At 44.3% G+C, this 18,088-nt stretch carries 16 protein-coding genes, 4 pseudogenes and 1 other annotated feature; of the genes and pseudogenes, 5 read left to right on the forward strand and 15 right to left on the reverse strand.

Annotation, left to right across the window (positions count from 1 at the left end; translation table 11 throughout):
• Nucleotides 1-681 precede the first annotated feature (681 nt).
• Both otsB and FTU82_RS13385 read left to right on the forward strand, forming a co-directional pair.
• Nucleotides 682-1,563 (forward strand): trehalose-phosphatase, encoded by an 882-nt coding sequence (gene otsB / locus FTU82_RS13380; protein ID WP_074383134.1) that lies wholly within the window; start codon nucleotides 682-684, stop codon nucleotides 1,561-1,563.
• Nucleotides 1,520-2,953: a trehalose-6-phosphate synthase gene (locus tag FTU82_RS13385; RefSeq protein WP_005096146.1), complete on the forward strand. Its 1,434-nt coding sequence runs from the start codon at nucleotides 1,520-1,522 to the stop codon at nucleotides 2,951-2,953. The genes otsB and FTU82_RS13385 overlap by 44 nt, the downstream gene beginning before the upstream one ends.
• Before the next feature lie 26 nt (nucleotides 2,954-2,979).
• On the opposite strand, the gene FTU82_RS13390 is transcribed toward FTU82_RS13385, so the two are convergent.
• The 7 genes and pseudogenes from FTU82_RS13390 to katE all read right to left on the reverse strand — a co-directional run bounded on the left by FTU82_RS13390 (nucleotide 2,980) and on the right by katE (nucleotide 9,952).
• Nucleotides 2,980-4,227 (reverse strand): MFS transporter, encoded by a 1,248-nt coding sequence (locus FTU82_RS13390; protein ID WP_100534449.1) that lies wholly within the window; start codon nucleotides 4,225-4,227, stop codon nucleotides 2,980-2,982.
• A 205-nt stretch (nucleotides 4,228-4,432) separates the two neighbouring features.
• On the reverse strand, nucleotides 4,433-5,146 hold the full coding sequence (locus FTU82_RS13395) for a glycosyltransferase family 2 protein (RefSeq protein ID WP_100328865.1): 714 nt from the start codon (nucleotides 5,144-5,146) through the stop codon (nucleotides 4,433-4,435).
• Complete coding sequence (locus FTU82_RS13400; RefSeq protein WP_180101455.1) at nucleotides 5,143-5,757, reverse strand: class I SAM-dependent methyltransferase; 615 nt, start codon at nucleotides 5,755-5,757, stop codon at nucleotides 5,143-5,145. The genes FTU82_RS13395 and FTU82_RS13400 overlap by 4 nt, the downstream gene beginning before the upstream one ends.
• Nucleotides 5,747-6,532, reverse strand: a pseudogene (locus FTU82_RS13405) (PIG-L deacetylase family protein). The gene FTU82_RS13400 and the pseudogene FTU82_RS13405 overlap by 11 nt, the downstream one beginning before the upstream one ends.
• Nucleotides 6,520-7,503, reverse strand: a complete 984-nt coding sequence (locus tag FTU82_RS13410) for an acyl-CoA dehydrogenase (protein WP_180101457.1) — start codon at nucleotides 7,501-7,503, stop codon at nucleotides 6,520-6,522. The pseudogene FTU82_RS13405 and the gene FTU82_RS13410 overlap by 13 nt, the downstream one beginning before the upstream one ends.
• A gap of 52 nt (nucleotides 7,504-7,555) precedes the next feature.
• Nucleotides 7,556-7,765: a hypothetical protein gene (locus FTU82_RS13415; protein WP_180101459.1), complete on the reverse strand. Its 210-nt coding sequence runs from the start codon at nucleotides 7,763-7,765 to the stop codon at nucleotides 7,556-7,558.
• Nucleotides 7,766-7,828: 63 nt separating this feature from the next.
• Nucleotides 7,829-9,952: a catalase HPII gene (gene katE / locus FTU82_RS13420; RefSeq protein ID WP_180101461.1), complete on the reverse strand. Its 2,124-nt coding sequence runs from the start codon at nucleotides 9,950-9,952 to the stop codon at nucleotides 7,829-7,831.
• Nucleotides 9,953-10,733: 781 nt separating this feature from the next.
• On the opposite strand from katE, the gene FTU82_RS13425 reads away from it, so the two are divergent.
• Complete coding sequence (locus FTU82_RS13425; RefSeq protein WP_005096135.1) at nucleotides 10,734-11,234, forward strand: Dps family protein; 501 nt, start codon at nucleotides 10,734-10,736, stop codon at nucleotides 11,232-11,234.
• Nucleotides 11,235-11,410: 176 nt separating this feature from the next.
• Here the strand turns inward: FTU82_RS13425 and FTU82_RS13430 are convergent, their stop codons facing one another.
• The 7 genes from FTU82_RS13430 to FTU82_RS16245 all read right to left on the reverse strand — a co-directional run bounded on the left by FTU82_RS13430 (nucleotide 11,411) and on the right by FTU82_RS16245 (nucleotide 16,913).
• Entirely contained in the window at nucleotides 11,411-12,286 is an 876-nt protein-coding gene (locus FTU82_RS13430; protein WP_180101463.1) for an MBL fold metallo-hydrolase, read from the reverse strand.
• Nucleotides 12,283-12,705, reverse strand: a complete 423-nt coding sequence (locus FTU82_RS13435) for a YeeE/YedE family protein (RefSeq protein ID WP_005096132.1) — start codon at nucleotides 12,703-12,705, stop codon at nucleotides 12,283-12,285. Before FTU82_RS13435 ends, FTU82_RS13430 begins: the two co-directional genes overlap by 4 nt.
• Nucleotide 12,706: 1 nt before the next feature.
• A complete protein-coding gene (locus tag FTU82_RS13440; RefSeq protein WP_100328987.1) occupies nucleotides 12,707-13,123 on the reverse strand; it encodes a YeeE/YedE family protein in 417 nt (138 codons plus the stop codon).
• A 202-nt stretch (nucleotides 13,124-13,325) separates the two neighbouring features.
• Complete coding sequence (locus tag FTU82_RS13445; protein ID WP_005096130.1) at nucleotides 13,326-14,048, reverse strand: ABC transporter ATP-binding protein; 723 nt, start codon at nucleotides 14,046-14,048, stop codon at nucleotides 13,326-13,328.
• The gene (locus FTU82_RS13450) at nucleotides 14,041-15,264 is read right to left on the reverse strand and encodes an ABC transporter permease (RefSeq protein ID WP_005096129.1); all 1,224 of its coding nucleotides are present in this window, start codon (nucleotides 15,262-15,264) and stop codon (nucleotides 14,041-14,043) included. Before FTU82_RS13450 ends, FTU82_RS13445 begins: the two co-directional genes overlap by 8 nt.
• On the reverse strand, nucleotides 15,261-16,484 hold the full coding sequence (locus FTU82_RS13455; protein WP_180101465.1) for an efflux RND transporter periplasmic adaptor subunit: 1,224 nt from the start codon (nucleotides 16,482-16,484) through the stop codon (nucleotides 15,261-15,263). Before FTU82_RS13455 ends, FTU82_RS13450 begins: the two co-directional genes overlap by 4 nt.
• Before the next feature lie 300 nt (nucleotides 16,485-16,784).
• A complete protein-coding gene (locus FTU82_RS16245; RefSeq protein WP_005096127.1) occupies nucleotides 16,785-16,913 on the reverse strand; it encodes a hypothetical protein in 129 nt (42 codons plus the stop codon).
• Between the two features lie 27 nt (nucleotides 16,914-16,940).
• On the opposite strand from FTU82_RS16245, the pseudogene FTU82_RS13460 reads away from it, so the two are divergent.
• Nucleotides 16,941-17,111: pseudogene (locus FTU82_RS13460) on the forward strand (IS982 family transposase); the annotation flags it as partial.
• Between the two features lie 239 nt (nucleotides 17,112-17,350).
• Here FTU82_RS13460 and FTU82_RS13465 read toward each other — a convergent pair.
• Nucleotides 17,351-17,665, reverse strand: a pseudogene (locus FTU82_RS13465) (transposase); the annotation flags it as partial.
• Nucleotides 17,666-17,715: 50 nt separating this feature from the next.
• On the opposite strand from FTU82_RS13465, the pseudogene FTU82_RS13470 reads away from it, so the two are divergent.
• Nucleotides 17,716-18,088 (forward strand): annotated as a pseudogene (locus FTU82_RS13470) (transposase); the annotation flags it as partial.
• Nucleotides 17,991-18,088: a sequence feature (AL1L pseudoknot), on the forward strand. This feature is flagged as partial in the annotation. Its footprint overlaps the pseudogene before it by 98 nt.

The following is an 18,088-nucleotide window of genomic DNA, read 5'->3' on the forward strand; positions in this document are numbered from 1 at the left end:
GAAGTTCATGCGCGTGTGGCAGTTCTGAATAGATTTACGGAATTAGGTAGACCTCACACCCAAGTTGTCACTTAAATTTGAATGGATTGGGGAAAACTCAGCTTTTGAATGTTTATGCAACAAAGCCTATCCGATCTAAAGAAAATTATAGAGCAATAAATTCTTATCCTGTAACATTCTAATAGCCCCCATATCTTCATGACCTTTTATATATTTAAAAAATAATAATTTTCAACAGCTTGTCTTCTATTTTTTTCACTCCAAGAATAGGGTTAATTATTTTCATCCAAAAAATTCATTTTAAATAAAATTAACTTATATTATCTACATTTAAAATATATCAAATTTTAAAAATAAAATACCAAATTATAGCGATTAAAATTTCAAACAACTCAAGCAATCACATTGAATATTATGGCTTAAATAAAAAATAATCCTAAATAAAAATCAATTAATAAAAAACAGTCAGAGCATTATCTTTAAAATTTATTAAGAATAATATCTTTTACATGAAAAATATTTCCAAATTTTACAAAGTAACTGTACTTGTTAAAAATGTTTCTTTTCTGCACTTAAATCCAGTCTGTTAAATGAAATATGCTATAAATTTATTAGATTAAAAACTAATCAGGCAGTTTTAGATTTTAAATTAATTTTATTTCAAATACTTAGGTAGAGTTTATGTCCGCTCAACACTCTGATCAAGATGTAGAAGATTCACTTATAGTGCCTTCTCCTCTATTAGCTCAAGTGATTTTAACTCAACTCAATCCAGTTATTTATTCTCATAAACTTATTTTATTTCTTGATATTGATGGAACTATTTCTGAATTCCATCCTGATCCAACAAAAAATATAATTAAAGATGAAACCTTAAATACCTTGAAAGAACTACAACAATATATTGAGTTGGTATTAATCACTGGACGTTCTATTGCACAAGCTCAAAAACTTATTTATCCCTTTGACTGGAATATTGCCGGCTCACATGGTCTGGAATTAAACTATCAATCGCATTTAAGTCATTTAATTGATTTAAATTCTGAGCAATTTGAATTATTAAAAAATTATATTACTGAACATAGCGCTCAGCTTGCTCAGATTCGAATAGAAAAGAAAGACTATTCGGTCGCACTGCATTTTCGTGAACATCCACATTTAGAAGATCTGGTGCATACATTTGCATTGGATTGTCTGACCCACTTTCAAGCATTTGAACTGAAGGCCGGGAAGTTTGTATTTGAGCTGGTACCCAAAGGTGCAAACAAAGGTTCAGCCATTCAACACATTCACCAGCAAGCTCATTTAAGTGATCATTACCCTATTTTTATCGGTGATGACCTGACCGATGAAGCTGGCTTTCAGGTGATTAATAGCTTAAAAGGCTGCTCCATTAAAGTCGGCACGGGCAACACCGTAGCACAACATCGGCTCGAAAACGTAACACAAGTACAAGCTTTTTTAACGGAGCTTTTAGCATTATTTAAAGCACAACAACAACAATTATTGGAGAAATCACATGTCAAAACTCATTGTGTTATCAAATCGTGTGAATCTACCTAACCCAGACAATACACAGGCAGGTGGATTAGCGGTGGCATTGCAGGATGCTTTGCAGGATATTGGCGGCATTTGGGTCGGCTGGAATGGTTCCAGAGTCGATCATGGCAAAGAGCAGAAGTTTCAAATCCTCAAACATCAGAATGTTGAATATCATACGAGTCCTTTGACTGAGCCCCAATATCAGGGGTTTTATTGTGGTTTTGCCAATAATGCCTTATGGCCGCTGATGCATGATCAGCATCAACTTGTGGATTATCAGCCACAGGATTTCAAAACCTATAAAGATGTCAATTTACGCTTTGCCAAGCATCTGAAACAGGTCGCCTCTCCCCATGACATCATCTGGATTCATGATTACCATTTTTTAAGTGTGGCGCATTACTGTCGGAAACTGGGTATGCGTAACCGTATTGGTTTCTTCCTGCATATTCCTTTTCCTGAACTGAAACTCTGGCAGACTTTACCAGCCTATCAGGATCTGGCGCATCATCTGGCTCATTTTGATGTACTCGGATTTCAAACCCCACGCGATCAGAAAAACTGTATCCAGTTTCTGGAACAGACCTTAAAAATCAAGCATCGTCATGATGAAATCCTGAATTATCAGTCAAGACGGATTTATGTGAAATGCTATCCAATTGGCGTGCATCCAGTTCAACTGCAAAATCAGGCGGCTGATAGCCAGCTTAGCAAATTGCCTTTTGATCTCGAGACAGTCCGTCCTTATAAACGTATTATTTCGGTCGACCGGATTGATTATAGTAAGGGTTTACTGGAGAAAATCGGATCCTTGCAAAGCTTGCTGGAAGATCAGCCCGAATTTAAACATCAGTTTCAGCAACTGCAAATTGCCTGCCCATGCCGACTGGATGTCAAAACCTATAAAAACCTGTATGAGCAATTCCAGTCTGCCGTGCAGGAACTCAATACCCAGCATGGCACAGCAGACTGGCAACCTTTCGATTGCAGTTATGAAACCTTAGGTCATGAAGCGTTAATGCAGCTTTATCGCAAGGCAGATATTTGCTGGGTCAATTCGATCCGGGACGGTATGAATCTGGTGGCGAAAGAATATATTGCGGCGCAGAATCCACTCGATCCGGGTGTTTTAATTCTGTCTAAATATGCCGGTGCTGCCGAACAAATGAAAGAAGCCTTGCTGGTCGATCCTTATGAGCATGACAGTATGTCCAAAGCCTTGAAAAAAGCGCTGCGCATGTCTAAATCGGAGCGTTTAGAACGTTATCGTTATTTAAGCCAAGGCTTGAAAAACTTCGATATTATTCGCTGGCGAGATCAGTTTATTACTGACTTAAAAAAATCACAGAGTGTACGAATCTATCGTCCAGTGGCTAGCGGAATTTCCACCCAGTTCAGTGTGCATGCTTAAATACACACCTGAAAAAAACACCAGCATTATGCTGGTGTTTCGTTTTGCAAAGGAGAAATAAGCTCTTCGGCTGCTTGTGCATCTTTTGGATCTGCAGTCAGATGATTCAAAATCACAATACTGAATAGACCTATCGCAATCACACTAAACACCAGACTCAAGCCAATAATTTCACTGCCGAAACCGACCAATGCCGGTCCGATCAGTGAACCTGTGTATGCAAATACCGATACATAGGATAATGCCACATGTGAAGCCAAGGTTTTTTGACGGCCTGCACGTGAAAACATTAACGGTACAATATTAGCACTGCCCAGACCGAGAATGGCATAGCCCAGCAACACTACTTGCCAGACTGGTGCAAAGACCACAGTCAATAAACCGGTTGCAGCCAAAATTGCACTCAGTAGAATGGTATTTTTTTCACCAAACTGTTGAATAATGAGATGTCCGCTGAAACGACCCAATACCATCAAGGCCGCAAAGAAGCTATAAGCCAAACCAGTTTGAGCCGCTGGCAAATTGAACTGGCTGGCAAGATAAATCCCGCTCCAGTCCATCGCTGCGCCTTCGGACAGGAACGCCACAAAACAGATCAAACCGATGCCTAGAATCGCCCAGGTGGGTGCTGCTTTTGTCGCTGACTGTTCTGATGAGGAGGTTTCCTCTAGCACTGTTTTTGGCTCAATCCCCAAGCTAAAAGGAATAGCCAATATTGCAATCAATAGCAAAATCGCACTGACAATAACTGCGCCAGTTAAAGGCGCTAGACCGAATCCCATTAACGTGGTCATTCCCAGCACACCGGCCAGACCACCGAGGCTACATACGCCATGGAAACCCGACATTAAACTTTTAGCAAGTTTTTTCTCAACCTGTGCGGCCTGAATATTGACTGTCACCCCCAAAGCACCAGCACTGGCCCCAAAGAAAAACAGGCTGATCGCCATCATCAAATGATTCGGGCTATACGCCAAAGCAGGCAAGATAAACAAAAATGCTGTTAACACCACAGCCAGAACAGCACGGCAACCTAATGTATTGGCGAGTCGGCCTGCCAGTGGCATCGCCAGCATGGATCCAATTCCGGCACAGAGTAATAACAGACCAAAGTCTGCATGATTGAGTAACAGGCGCTGCTGTGCATAGGGAATTAAAGGTGCCCAAGCTGCGGTACTAAAACCCAAGCTAAAGAAGCACAATGCAGTCGCTATTTTCTGCCATAGATGGGGTGATGGAGACTGAATTCGAGAAAGCAGAGTTTGATTAAACATTGTATTACCTAAAAAGAAGGCTCAGGCATCCATTACCGATCATCCATAGAAAAACCCCACTGACTTATAGCTGAAATGTATAAGTAGGTGGGGCTTAATTTGCGTGAATTATAAACAGAATAATTTTAAATGGAATAGCTTTTAGGCGCTAATTTCAAGATTTTTTACAAGTGGCTGATTGTATAAAATTTATAATTTTGTAATTTTATTTGCATAGGCTGATCGGTTTTTCAGCGGCTTGTTTAAGCTCCAGATTTTGCAGAAAATGTGCAAAACCGGCTGCAATTTTTGAGCTAAGCCGACTGCTGGTGGTCACTCTGAGCTGATTCGACCAGATAATCTTTGCCCCGACATGTTCTAGGCGATGGATGAAATCGACATCTTCATGACAGTCCAGTTGCTGAAAGCCGTTTACCTGTAGATAAGACGCGGCTTTAAAACATAGATTTGCCCCATGAATATGACGGTGATCCATCTTGTCCTGATAATGACTCAGATAAGTCTGACGGGCTAATGTGCTTAAATGCCCCCATTCATCCAGATCGACCACCCCACAAATCACATCCGCCGGTTGGTGCTGCAACATGACCTGAAACCAGTCACGCTGTACAAAAGAATCGGCATCGGTACAACAAATCCAGTCACAACCCTGCTCGATCATGTGCTGAACGCCTAGATGACGTGCCTTTCCTACATTTTTAAAATGACAACTGATCGTCTGGATTCCCGACTGCTGAACTTTGCTTGCAGTAGAATCGGTGCAACTGTCTAAAACCACCAGAATCTTGATCTCGGGCAGAACTGCTAATTTTCCCACATGCTGAAAGAAGTAAAGTCGTGCATATTTTAATGCTTTCAGGCAACGTTCAATATAGGCTTCTTCATTACAGGCCGGAATCACCACCGCAATTTTCTTCATTTCAAGCCCTCCAGCTCTGCCACAGATTGCGCAGAATTCAGCCACAGATCGACCAGAAAGTCTGAATTCTGTACGCTGAGATTATGCTTATATTTTAACTGGGCTTTTAATTGTCGATGTACCTCTTCACCATTTAAGCTAAATCCTGCAATCGGCGCGCGCCAATGACAACTCAAGATACATCCACCGGGTTCGAGTGCAGTATGCAACCATGCCAGCACCTGTTGTAATGCGGCCGGATCTAAATAATATAGAATCTCACTAACCACAATGAGCTGAAATTTCTGTTGCGGCAAGTGATCTGGCACAATCCGCTGTAGTACCTGTACATGCGGATAAGCATGTAAACGCTGCCGAGCCAATTGAATAGCAGTTTCGTTGGCATCCAGACACATTAAAGTTGCTGTTCGCTGCGCCAGTTCCTGACTGAAGATGCCATTACTACAACCAATTTCAATCGCGGAGTCAAACTGCAAACGCGGCAAGACCGCCAGACAAATCTGCCGTTTGCGCTGTTCATACCAGCGTTGTTCATAGTGCCAGGGATTTCCCTGATTCAGTGCATATAAGGCATCAAAATATTCCTGATCATAGGCTGCTTTACTGTTCATACAGATACACCTCCCAGGGTTGTAAAATACGCTGTAATGCCTGCTCTGGCAGAATGGGTGCCTGTTCTATGCTAGGGTCAAGCTCGATCTGACTCTTAAAACACCGCGCAGCTCGAGACTTCTAGTGCAATTCTTGATCAGTTAATTTGAGTTGATGAGCGACGGTCCAGGGAATTCTGGTATCTCCAGGTGTGGCCCAATGCCAGGCCCAAATCAGGACCTGAATACAGGATAAGTGCCGTTCGGTTGCCAGCTGTTGGGTGACCTGCCCTGTAATTTCATGATCTGGATGTCCATCATGCACAAAGGTGGTAATGAGCACATCATTGGGCTGCAAATAAGATTGCAAATGCTGTTTCAGCAGTTCTCGCTGTTCTGCGACCTGGCCATCCTGAATATCCAGCGCAATCCGCAGAATATTCTGCTTCAATGCTAACTCTTCCAAAGCTGCTCGCGTTTCAGCAGGACGAATCTGGTTCAACTCTTCCGGGTTATACAAAATCGAGTCTGGATGGCTGGCGGTACCATTGGTAACGGCAAAAAGTACAATCTGATATCCCAATGTGTCCAGACGCTGAATCAGACCGCCACAACCCAAAATTTCATCATCCGGATGCGGGGCAATAATGCAGACTCGGGCATCTGATGGAATAATGCTGGGAATATCGAATTCCGGCATCTGTTGCAAAATCTGGCAAGAGCGCCATTCTTCAAGCCGTGTACCTTCGCCATGGATGACACGGTCTTCGACAATCTCGTGTCTTATAATGTCCATAACTCTTCCTCCTGCACACTCAATTCACCAATCCGTTCCAGATCAAAAGCCGCATGACTCTGACGAATAAATACCGGCAGGTCTGCTGCAAGCTGGGCAAAATGTGAATTTGTACAATAAGGTGCTGCGCCAAGTGCCTTGCCTACCTGAGTCAGTACATTTAATGCGGTGGCTTCAACCTGGGCACGTAAGGCCTGAATCTGTAATTGATGAGGAAATTGAGGCTGCTGATCAATCAAATTGGCCACCCGGTAAAATAAGGCTTGTGTCGCAAGCAGGTCCCGACTGATCTCCCCCAGATACATGGCCTTATAGGCATGTGGCTTTTTCAATAGTTCCTGCTGTAAATATTGGGCCAGTGCCACGGTCGCGCCATACCAGCAGGCAGCCACGCCGGCAGCGCCATGCCAGAAGCCCGCCCGATCCAGATAAGCATTCGGCGCTGCGACTTTTTCCGCCTTGACCTGATCCAGCTCCAGTCGGGCAGTTAGGGTATGCTGCATACCCACTGCCTGCCAAGCATCCTGATGGTGCTGAATGCCCTCTTGTTGCAGATCCAGAATCAGTAACTGCGATAATTGCTGATCATCGCGGTAAGTCAGCAGTCCATGTTGCACCCAAGCTGAAGCAGAACACCCAGGCTTAATTCCAGTAAGTTTTCCGGCTACTAAAGTTAAAGGCCTTGGTCCGCCTTCTGCCGCCCAGACAGCCCATAAGCCTTTTTGTTCTACTGGAATATTCAGTTCATGCAAAATGGCCAAAGCGTCCAGATGGGATTCAAACAGTTTGCCCAGACTTAGATTGCTGGCGGACACCTGACTCAGCATCTGCCAGCGTTTTAAAGTATGTCCAGAAGCGGGATATGGCGCCTGATCGGATATCGCCACCAGTTCCCTTAAGCTCTGGTGAATTTTTTCTTGTAGCTCCAGAGGAGAATTTTCAAATCTTTGTAATATTGAACCGAGGTTCATGCATGCGGTTCCTCATAAAATACGGATCATGTTGTTGTGTTTTTAAAGTCAATTAATGAGACAGCTTGCGCATTTGTTTTAAACGTGTAGTCAGCCCTAATATCTTACGGCGTGCGTTAATTTCTTCTTCATTGAAACCAAGCTGCTGCATCAGTTCAGCCAAAGGCAAATGGTTATGCTCGATCAGGTAAATATCCTGCTCTCTGCTCCATTTGGCTTGCTGTGCCTGAGCCAACAACTTTTTGACATCCGGTCTTACCATCTCATCATCCATTTTGAAAACAGGAGGATAGACGCCTGAGCGCCTATCCTCGAATCGACATATTTAGGCAGGAATCGATTCTGCAATCGCTTCACGCGCCCAGACACGATGCTTCATGATCAGGGTTTTGAAGCTCTCTTGTACTGCTTCAAACTTCTCGCTTGCCAATGTTCCTTCATCGCGAACCAGACGCAGGTCTTCAATCAACGCACCTTTATCGCCCAGCAACACGATTGGTTTTAAATGCTTGTAGGCTTCCAGCAGATAATGCGTCGCCACACCATCTTTCATCACCACATCGTAATTGTCACCGTCAGCAATCACCACGGCATCATAGGCAATCGATGGCTCGGCTTTTTGCATACCGTCAGAAGGAATTACCTCGCCTTGCTGACCCAGTACCGGACCCGGTTTTGGGGTCAGTACATCGACCACAGCACCTTCTGATTCTGCCCAGGCTTGAACAGCTTTGATACTGGCCTCATTGGCTTTATCGTGTACCAGTAGCGCAATTTTGCGTGCCTTAATATCTTCGGGTTTGAATGCCTCGAAAGATAAGCGTGGTGAAATCTGCACATCTGGTAATGTTGCTGCCTTTTTCTCTGCCGGAATTTCAATACCCAATTGGTCAGCAACTTGCTGAGCCAAGTCCAGATCGATATTGCAAAGCACTTCAAGTACTTCACGTTCACGAATATATTTGCGTTCTACTTTGCTCAGCTCAAAGACATAGGCATCGACAATATGCTTTTGCTCATGAGGTGCCTGACTGCGATAGAAAAGGCGGGGCTGACTAAAGTGATCGCTGAAAGATTCGCTGCGCTGACGGATCTTGTGTCCATCAATACGTTCCTGATAGCTTTCAAAACCACCACCTTGTGCTGCTGGTGGGGTTTCAGCCGGCCAGTTGTTATCAATCGAGTTCGGCTCATAACTGGCTTGACCGGTATGTACAATACGCTGGTGTAGACCGTCACGCTGGTTATTGTGGAATGGACAAACTGGCTTATTGATTGGAATCTGGTGGAAGTTCGGACCACCTAAACGGCTGAGCTGGGTATCGGTATAGGAGAACAGACGTGCTTGTAATAATGGATCATTGGTAAAATCCAGTCCTGGTACAATATGTCCCGGACAGAATGCCACCTGCTCGGTTTCACCGAAGAAATAATCGACATTACGGTTCAATACCATTCTACCAATCGGCGTCACCGGCACCAGTTCTTCCGGAATAATTTTGGTTGGATCCAGCAAGTCGAAGTCGTACTTCATCTCATCTTCTTCTGGAACGACCTGTACACCCAGTTCCCATTCCGGATAGTTACCGGAGGCAATCGCTTCATATAAGTCACGACGATGAAAATCCGGATCTTTACCCGCCAGTTTTTGTGCTTCATCCCAGACCAGTTGGGCAAGACCCTGTTTTGGGGTCCAGTGGAATTTCACAAAAACCGCTTTATTCTCGGCATTGATAAAACGGAAAGTATGCACACCAAAGCCTTGAATGGCTCTTAAATTACGCGGAATGCCCCGATCCGACATGGCCCACATGACCGCATGTGCAGATTCAGGCACTAAGGAAACAAAATCCCAGAAAGTATCATGTGCAGATGCACCGGTAGGAATCTCGGTCTGAGGTTCAGGTTTAACCGCATGTACAAAATCCGGGAACTTGATCCCATCCTGAATAAAGAATACCGGCGCATCATTCGCTACTAAATCAAAGTTACCTTCATCCGTATAAAACTTGGTGGCAAAACCACGAATATCACGTACCGTATCTGCTGAACCACGCGGGCCCTGTACGGTAGAAAAACGCACAAATACTGGCGTTTGCACACTGGTATTGGTCAAGAAGCCTGCCTTGGTCAGTTTTTCATTCCCCGGATAAGCCTCAAAATAACCATGTGCGCCGACACCGCGGGCATGCACAATACGTTCTGGAATTCGCTCATGGTCAAAATGGGTAATTTTTTCCCGAAGAATAAAATCTTCGATCAAGGTCGCCCCGCGAACGCCTGCCTTGAGACTGTTCTGGTTATCGGAAATTTTAACCCCTTGATTGGTGGTGAGTGCCTGCTCGGTCGCATCACTGCGATATGCGTCGAGCTGCTCACTTTTTTTATTGGTATTTTGTTTGTCTAAACCGTCTTTACCAGTCGCGGGGCTATTGGCCTTAATTTTCATGATGTATTCCTTGCTGAGCTTGAGTTTAGTTCAGATATTTTTGGTCTATCTCAAAGTCGCTTGAGCTTTATGTCTCGCATGGGTTGGCCAATAACATGATTCCCGCAATCCCAGCTGCTACAGCCCATGCTGTCTCAAGTCAGCACTTCATCTCTGTGTTCTGTCTCGAAGGGTTCTGCTTTCTAGGATATTGTTATTGACCGTGCCTGTGTCCTAACATAACTGCATTTAGGAAAGAGGTTTATTATTCTTTGTTGTGCCTTGTTTAATTAAGGCAGCGTTGTGTTATTTTTTTATAAACCACCTCTTTTTTTATGATCTTTGCACACAGCCATCTCATTCATTTAAAAGAGATATAAAATTTTAGTCATGCTATGTTGCAATAAAAGTTCTTCAGGCAAGATGTGATAGTGCGTACAAATCCGTCATCATGAATCAGTGCAATATTTCCATTCTGAAATAGCTAAGGCTTTTTTCAACGTTCTAAATCTGTTGGGATAATTATCGCTAGGTTGATAAAGAGAAATAAAGTTTATTAAATTGAAAAGTTACAATCCTCTCTGCAGGCTATACATAATGACTAAACTTCCTGCCTGTCTATTGATCTAATATCTATAACTTATAAACACTTAAATCTTTCAGCTTGTTCATATTGATAATGGAAATTAAGTTTCAATTCGGGAGTCATTATCAAGATCAAACCCTCGTTTGACTCAAACTTCGAATACATCTGACTTTATTTTAATACACAGCATGTTGTTAAATTTTAAGGAGTAAGAGCATGGCCTCTTCTAAAAAAGAATCTAAAGCAATGAAAATTGATATCGGAATTTCGCATGATGATCGTGCCAAGATTGTCGATGGTTTATCCCGACTATTGGCAGACAGCTATACCCTGTATTTGATGACCCATAATTTCCACTGGAATGTCACCGGCCCCCAGTTCAATAGCCTGCATAATATGTTTATGACCCAATACACCGAGCAGTGGAATGCGCTGGATGTGATTGCTGAACGTATCCGGGCCTTGGGTTTTGCAGCACCTGGCACCTATAAACAGTTTGTAAAACTGACCTCTATTAAAGAGGTTGAAGGGGTGCCAAAAGCTGAAGAAATGCTGCGCCTACTGGTCGATGCCCATGAGACCGTAGCACGTACCGCCAGAAGTATTTTTGCAGTGATTGAAGACGCCAATGATCAACCAACAGCGGATATTTTGACCCAGCGACTAGATGTACATGAAAAAACTGCCTGGATGCTCAGAAGTAGTCTGGATCAATAAAGCATGATTAATCGCATTTGAGAGCAAGCGGATGAGCGGGATGACACGAGGGTGTTGCTTAGCCGATTAGAACAATCCCAAAGATATGACCTTTAAAATGAAGCACTAAAAACTTGGAGGATGTATGCAGTCGTGTACATCCTCTTTTCATCACCAGGTTTTAAGAATTGAGGCATTCAGGCATGAAAATAATTCAGCGGCAGTTTTAAATAGGAAATACCATTGGCCTCTGCTTCAGGAAATTGACCGGCACGTATATTGATTTGAATCGCCGGTAAAATCAGTTTTGGCATACCTAATTGGGCATCGCGTTGCTGGCGCATTTCAATAAATTCAGCTTTGGCCATCCCCCTGTGAATATGAATATTATGCTGCTTCTGGGTCTGAATATCGGTTTCACAGACAAAGTGATCACGGCTTTCCGGTAAATAGTCATGGCACAGAAATACCCGGGTATCATCCGGCAATTGATACAGTTTTTGCACCGAATCGAATAGCGTTGCCGCACTGCCTTTGGGAAAATCACAACGTGCAGTGCCATAATCTGGCATAAACAAGGTATCACCGACAAAGACTGCATTCCCGACCACATAACTCAGACAGGCCGGTGTATGTCCCGGCGTCGGAATGTTATAGGCCGGTAGTGAACCAATATTGAATTTTTCATGATCCGCAAACAGATAATCAAAAGGCTGCGCCAGATTGAACTGTTTCATATCCAGATGATAGATCGCGCCAAAGACTTCCTGCACAATAGAAATATGCTGGCTCATGGCAATCTTGCCGCCCAACTGTGAATGCAGATATTGTGCTGCGGTCAAATGATCTGCATGCACATGGGTTTCCAGAATCCACTCAACCTCAAAGTTCTGCTGTCGTATATAGGCAATAATTCGATCCGCATGTCTGGTCGATGTACTGGCAGAAGCGGCATCATAATCCAGCACACTATCAATCACCGCACATTTTCCAGTGGCCGGATCACCCACCACATAGCTAAAAGTATGGCTATCTTCATGAAAAAAATCTTGAATTACGGCGCTATGACTCATGATGATGCTCCTGACCATTGACGATGTAGATAAACCCCTGCCAGCATGGCCATAATAAAATAAGTAGCCTGATAGTGGCCTAAACCAATGAGTGTCAGACTGGGTGCCGGACAGATACCGGCAATTCCCCAGCCGATACCAAATAAAAGACTGCCGCTCATCAGTTTAGAATCAATTTTCTGATTAGTCGGTAACTGGATCGGTTCATGAAATACAGTTTTAGCTACCGGATTTCGCGTGGCTTTCTGAAAAGGAATAAAGGCGACCATAATCGCGCCCAGCATCACAAAGGCCAGACTCGGATCCCAGTCGCCAAAAACATCCAGAAAATCCAGAACCTTTTCAGGATTGGCCATACCGGAAATCATCAAGCCGACTGAAAACAAACCACCCCATAAAAATGCCAGCAGATTTTTCATTTTAGCGCACTCCAATCAGGTGACGGATCACATAAACTGTCATAAAACCAGCCCACATAAATATGGCTGTAGCCAAGATTGAACGTTTAGATAAACGGCTGATGCCACAAATTCCATGGCCACTGGTACATCCCGAGCCTAAACGGGTGCCAAAACCGACCAGTAAACCCGCAATCACCATCATCCAGGGACTGGTATTCAGTTCGATTTCAGGTTGTATGCATAGTCCATAAACAAATGGAATGATGATGAGACCCAATAAAAACCACAGAGCTGGCGTCTTGAAAATGCTTTGAGGATTAAGTACCTGTCCAATCAGACCACTAATGCCCGCGATCTGGCCATGAATATACAGATAGCCGACCACTGAAACACCAAGAAGTAAACCACCGAGAAAAGCGCTCAGGAAGTCATGCATCATATTTCACTTTCATCATTATATATTTTAATATTATATTTAATTAAATATTATTCAAGTTCTAGTCTGTTTAACTTATTTGATGGAAGATGATTATAGGGTCAAATCCAATGCATACTAATCTCTCTGGTTTCAGTTCTAGTCAGCTGTGACTAATAAAGAAATAATCTGGATCGGATCAATCTAATATTTGAAATATTGTCTAAGTTTCAATTGGATGAACCGTATGGGAATCACGTTCAATCCGGCCATCGACCAGATTAATGGTTCGATCACAGGTGGCGGATAGGCGCGGGTCATGCGTCACCAGCAGAACGGCGCAGTCGCGTTCACGATGCACTTTACGAAACAGCTCAAACATGTCGGCGGCGGTCTGCGTATCCAGATTACCGGTAGGCTCATCGGCCAGAAGTAAGGCTGGCTCTGTAATCAAAGCCCGCGCAATCGCAATCCGCTGTTGCTGCCCACCGGAAAGCTCGTTCGGTTTACGATCAGCAAACTTTTCCAGCCCCACTGCAGCCAGCAAATCCCGTGCCCGTTGTAAGCCTTGCTGTCCGGGTTTGCCTCGCGTCATCATCAAGGGCATTAAAATATTATCCAGTGCAGTAAATGCCTGAATCAGGTGATGGAACTGAAATACAAATCCAATACTATTGCCACGTAACGCAGTCCGGCCACGATCATCCATGGCACTGGTCGGCTGTCCCAGCAAATACAGCTCGCCACTACTCGGCTGATCCAGCAATCCCAGAATATTCAATAGCGTACTTTTTCCGGAGCCAGAAGGCCCAATCAGAGCAGCAAAATCCTGGCGTTCAATACACAGATCAATACCATGCAAGACCTCAATTTCATTGGGCTGACCAATATTATAAGATTTACGCAGCGCTTCTAAACGCAGGACTTCTTGAGATGGTTCAGACATGACGAATCGCCTCCACCGGATCGAGTGCCGCTGCCCGGCGTGATGGTACTGCAGCGGCCAATACCCCTGTTAATGTCGCCAACAATAAAGCCAGAAGTACCAGCTCGATCGAAATCGGGATATAAAATAATCCGGGGCCAAAATTATTAAATACCCAGACCAGACCATAACTGGCTGCACTGCCAACGACCGAACCCAGCAGACCAAATATGGCCCCCTGAAACAGGAAAATTCTTAAAATTTGTGACTGGGTGGCGCCTGTCGCACGCAAAATACCAATTTCCCGGGTGCGCTGTACCACGCTGACGGACATGACACTGGCAATGCCAAAAGCCACTGAAATGGCGACAAAAACAATAATCATATTGGTAGACAGGCTCTGTGCAGTAATCGCATTCATCAGCTGTGCATTGGTTGAAATCCAGCTTTCAGCCTTTAATGAGGTCAGGCGCCCCACTTGGGCCGCAATGTCATCAGCCTCAAAAATATCGTTAATGGTCAGATCAATGACAGTTACACCACCGGGCAGACCGAGTAAAGACTGTGCCTGTTTCAAGTCCAGATAAACATAACGCGCATCCAGTTCACGCACGCCCAGTTCAAATATGCCGGCAATATTTACCAAGGCACTGTTTTGCTGACCGGTATCCAGTCGCAATTTGCTACCGACCTGAACCCCCAGATCTTTGGCCAACTGACTGCCGATCAGTACATCATCCGCGCCAACACGTAACTGACCACTGGTTAAATATTCTTTCAATGGAATGATCTGCTGATAACGCTCCAGATCCATTCCGACCAAGGCCACGGATTCAATCGCATCACCGCGTTGTACAAAGGCCGGCCCGGAGACCACAGGCGACACAGCAGTTAATATCGGCAACTGATCCAGTGTTTCGGTAATCTGCTGCCAATTATTGATGGAACGCAGTCGTTGTGCGCGTTTATCTTCCTGTAACAATTGCACCGTCCCGGCAGGCGGTGGCACAATCCGGTTGACTTCATCGGGTGAGAGCAGACGGATATGTGCCTGTGTACCTAATGTACGTTCGACAATATTGGCCTGTAGCCCCTGAATCAGGGCCGTGATAAACACAATCACCGCCACACCAACGGCGACGCCCACCGTGATCATAATGGACTGCGCGCGACCTTCGCGCAAAAAACTGATCGCGATTTTCCATTCGATCCAAAGCCGCTCGAAAAAGTTTTTCAATCGAATTTCACCGGTAATTCATTCTTGCTATCGGTCGCGTCAGTCGAGCTCATCAATGAGCTATCTTGTGGCTTGAGACGGACTCTCGCACCCTCTTCCAGTAACGATTCGGTATTGGCCAGCACCTGATCACCCTCACTCAAACCTGAAGTTACTTCTGACATGGCCAGACCCCGTAAACCTAAAGTCACCGGTTGGCGCTGGATTTTTCTATCACGTACCAACACGACCACTGCCTTATTGCCTTTAATATTGCTAAGCGCATCGTTCGGAATAGCCAGTGCCCGCTCCCGTTTATCTGTCTCGACATTGACCGATACGGTCATGTCCTGACGCAGAAAATCTGGCACCGGGTTGACGGTTAATCTGACCTCTACCGTGCCCCGCTGCGGATCAATGCTCGGTGCAATAAAGTTAATGCGGGCCGGAAAAGACTGATCCGGATAAGCATCGCTAATCACGGTGGCATTTTGCCCTAAGGCCAGTTGCGGTAAATTCCGTTCATCGAGTGGCACCCGGATTTCTGTATTGCCCGTTAAGGCAATGGTAAATAAGGTTTGTCCTGGTTGAACCAGATCGCCTGGCTCGACATCCCGTGTCAGTACTGTACCTGCGACCGCAGCCCGAATTCTGGTTTTTGCCAGTTGCGCCTGCGCCACTGCCAGCTGTTCCCGAAGCGATGCTTCTTCAACTTGTCCCGTAGACAATGCCGCTGCTTTTAGACGAACGGTTTCATAATTGTTGCGGGCAACTCTTTCTGCCTCTAAGGCCTGTTCTATTTCTTCAGCCGACAGGATACCCGCTTCGGCATTACGTCTCCGTGCTGCTTCACGACTGGCCTGTTCCAGTTGTGCTTTGGCACTGGCCAGTTCTGCTGTCGCCTGTGGTCGTCTGCTGGTGGCCAATTCAGTCAGTGCCAGTTCAGCCTGTCGTACTTGGGCCAGTAATTCATCCGATTTCAGCACCACCAAGAGATCACCAGGTTTCACCTGATCTCCTTCCGTGACCCGCCGCTCAAGTACTACGCCACTAATTTCACTGCCCACCTGAGCACGCGAGACTGTCGCCACGCGTCCGGTGGCCACTACATTTTGTATCAGCGGCATGGTGTTCAAGGTATAGCTTGGTAGAACCGGCCCCTGCCACCAGCGGAACAGAGCAAAACCGACTGCCAGTAACAATAAGATGATGAGCAAAATTTTATAGCGGGCAGCGCGCAACTGAGAATCTCCGGTTGATGCATCGAATATTGAATAAGAAAGATAACGCTTTATTTATTTTCTTCGAGTGTCTAATTTACAACAGGTTCCTGCATAGATTTATAGATATTTTGTTGAGTTTAAATGAAATGTTGGATTCCTGAGCATGTTTAGCCAGCACTTATCGATTTCAGCTAAAGTGATCTATGGCAGCTGCAACATTTGAATGAATGAGCTAAAAGTCCGCTGTATGAAGCGACCGCCATGTCAAAGATCTGGATAGCATCAAAAACAGGCTAAAACATCGTTGATTTAGCCTGTTTAATGAATGATTGATTTAATAATTTTACCCAATAACTGATCACGTTGCGACAGGCTTTCGCCCAAAGGCGCCAACCGGATTTCCTGATTAACTTTCTGCCAGTTTAAATCACGCGGATCTGCCTTCATGGTACCTAGGGATTTTACTTAAAAAAGCCCAGCAAAATAGAAACATTATTCAGCCTATTGAAAGGACACTATAATTTAGTGACGAGTAAAGCTCGGAGTATTTCAGGGTCTTTAACTGGCATCTATGCTTCGTTATGTGCATACCAATTAACCCATCGAAATAAGCCAACCATTCAAATTATAAAGTCATTGGCTTAAACAGGATGAGGGTTAAATTAATCTTTGAAATAAGCAAATACAGTTTCTAGCTATCTGAGAAACTATATTTTTCAATCTTATAACTAACTCTTATTACGCAGATTCAAATCTCAAGTGCGACACATTTGTAGTTAGTTCAAAAAGTTAGGTGTATTCGTAGAATCATTGGACTTTTTCAACTCGCAATGGCTTTGTTGCATAAACATTCAAAAGCTGAGTTTTCCCCAATCCATTCAAATTTAAGTGACAACTTGGGTGTGAGGTCTACCTAATTCCGTAAATCTATTCAGAACTGCCACACGCGCATGAACTTCATTGACCTGACTTTGAAAATGTCTTGCCGTCAGCTTATCTCCTAATAATTTGATGCAATGCATCTTGGTTTCCACCAAACTGCGACGGTGATAGCCCGACCATTTTTTCCATAGGGTTCTGCCTAAATGCTTAACCGTTTGAAGTAACTCATTTCGTTCTATTGAACTGATTTTAGAATCTTTCCAGGGCTTGGCATTCTTCCTGGGTGGAATTACTGCATGTGCTTGACGATCTGAAATTGAACCGTACCGGGTTTGTCGGAGAGTCAATATTCTGAGAGACTATTCCGATGAAAAAACCAAACTATACCCCCGAAATTAGAGAAAGAGCGGTTCAATTACTAATTGAATCTGAAAAAGATTATCCATCGAATTGGGCAGCAGTTTCCGCAATTGCTCCTAAAATTGGCTGTACTCCTGAAACACTACGTGTTTGGTATCAAAAATACTTAGATCAACAAAATCCCGCCAAAGTACAACAGGTATCTGACCAAGAAAAAATGAAGCAAATGGAACGTGAAATTAAAGAATTAAAACGTGCCAATGAAATTCTACGTAAAGCAGCCGCTTTTTTCGCCCAGGCGGAGCTCGACCGCCCACACAAATAATGGTGGATTTTATCCTTAACAATAAAGATCGATATGGTGTTGAGGCGATTTGTAG

Origin of the sequence: Acinetobacter sp. YH12151 (genome assembly GCF_013418355.1) — a bacterium.
GTDB classification, from domain to species: domain Bacteria; phylum Pseudomonadota; class Gammaproteobacteria; order Pseudomonadales; family Moraxellaceae; genus Acinetobacter; species Acinetobacter pseudolwoffii.

Coding starts and splice junctions, on each gene's coding strand:
- FTU82_RS13390 (WP_100534449.1), bottom strand. CDS start 4,227: ATGTTTAATCAAACTCTGCTTTCTCGAATTCAGTCTCCATCACCCCAT.
- FTU82_RS13440 (WP_100328987.1), bottom strand. CDS start 13,123: ATGCATGACTTCCTGAGCGCTTTTCTCGGTGGTTTACTTCTTGGTGTT.
- FTU82_RS13415 (WP_180101459.1), bottom strand. CDS start 7,765: ATGGTAAGACCGGATGTCAAAAAGTTGTTGGCTCAGGCACAGCAAGCC.
- FTU82_RS13425 (WP_005096135.1), top strand. CDS start 10,734: ATGGCCTCTTCTAAAAAAGAATCTAAAGCAATGAAAATTGATATCGGA.
- katE (WP_180101461.1), bottom strand. CDS start 9,952: ATGAAAATTAAGGCCAATAGCCCCGCGACTGGTAAAGACGGTTTAGAC.
- FTU82_RS13395 (WP_100328865.1), bottom strand. CDS start 5,146: ATGAAGAAAATTGCGGTGGTGATTCCGGCCTGTAATGAAGAAGCCTAT.
- FTU82_RS13385 (WP_005096146.1), top strand. CDS start 1,520: ATGTCAAAACTCATTGTGTTATCAAATCGTGTGAATCTACCTAACCCA.
- FTU82_RS13430 (WP_180101463.1), bottom strand. CDS start 12,286: ATGAGTCATAGCGCCGTAATTCAAGATTTTTTTCATGAAGATAGCCAT.
- FTU82_RS13445 (WP_005096130.1), bottom strand. CDS start 14,048: ATGTCTGAACCATCTCAAGAAGTCCTGCGTTTAGAAGCGCTGCGTAAA.
- FTU82_RS16245 (WP_005096127.1), bottom strand. CDS start 16,913: ATGAAGGCAGATCCGCGTGATTTAAACTGGCAGAAAGTTAATCAGGAA.
- otsB (WP_074383134.1), top strand. CDS start 682: ATGTCCGCTCAACACTCTGATCAAGATGTAGAAGATTCACTTATAGTG.
- FTU82_RS13410 (WP_180101457.1), bottom strand. CDS start 7,503: ATGAACCTCGGTTCAATATTACAAAGATTTGAAAATTCTCCTCTGGAG.
- FTU82_RS13435 (WP_005096132.1), bottom strand. CDS start 12,705: ATGAAAAATCTGCTGGCATTTTTATGGGGTGGTTTGTTTTCAGTCGGC.
- FTU82_RS13400 (WP_180101455.1), bottom strand. CDS start 5,757: ATGAACAGTAAAGCAGCCTATGATCAGGAATATTTTGATGCCTTATAT.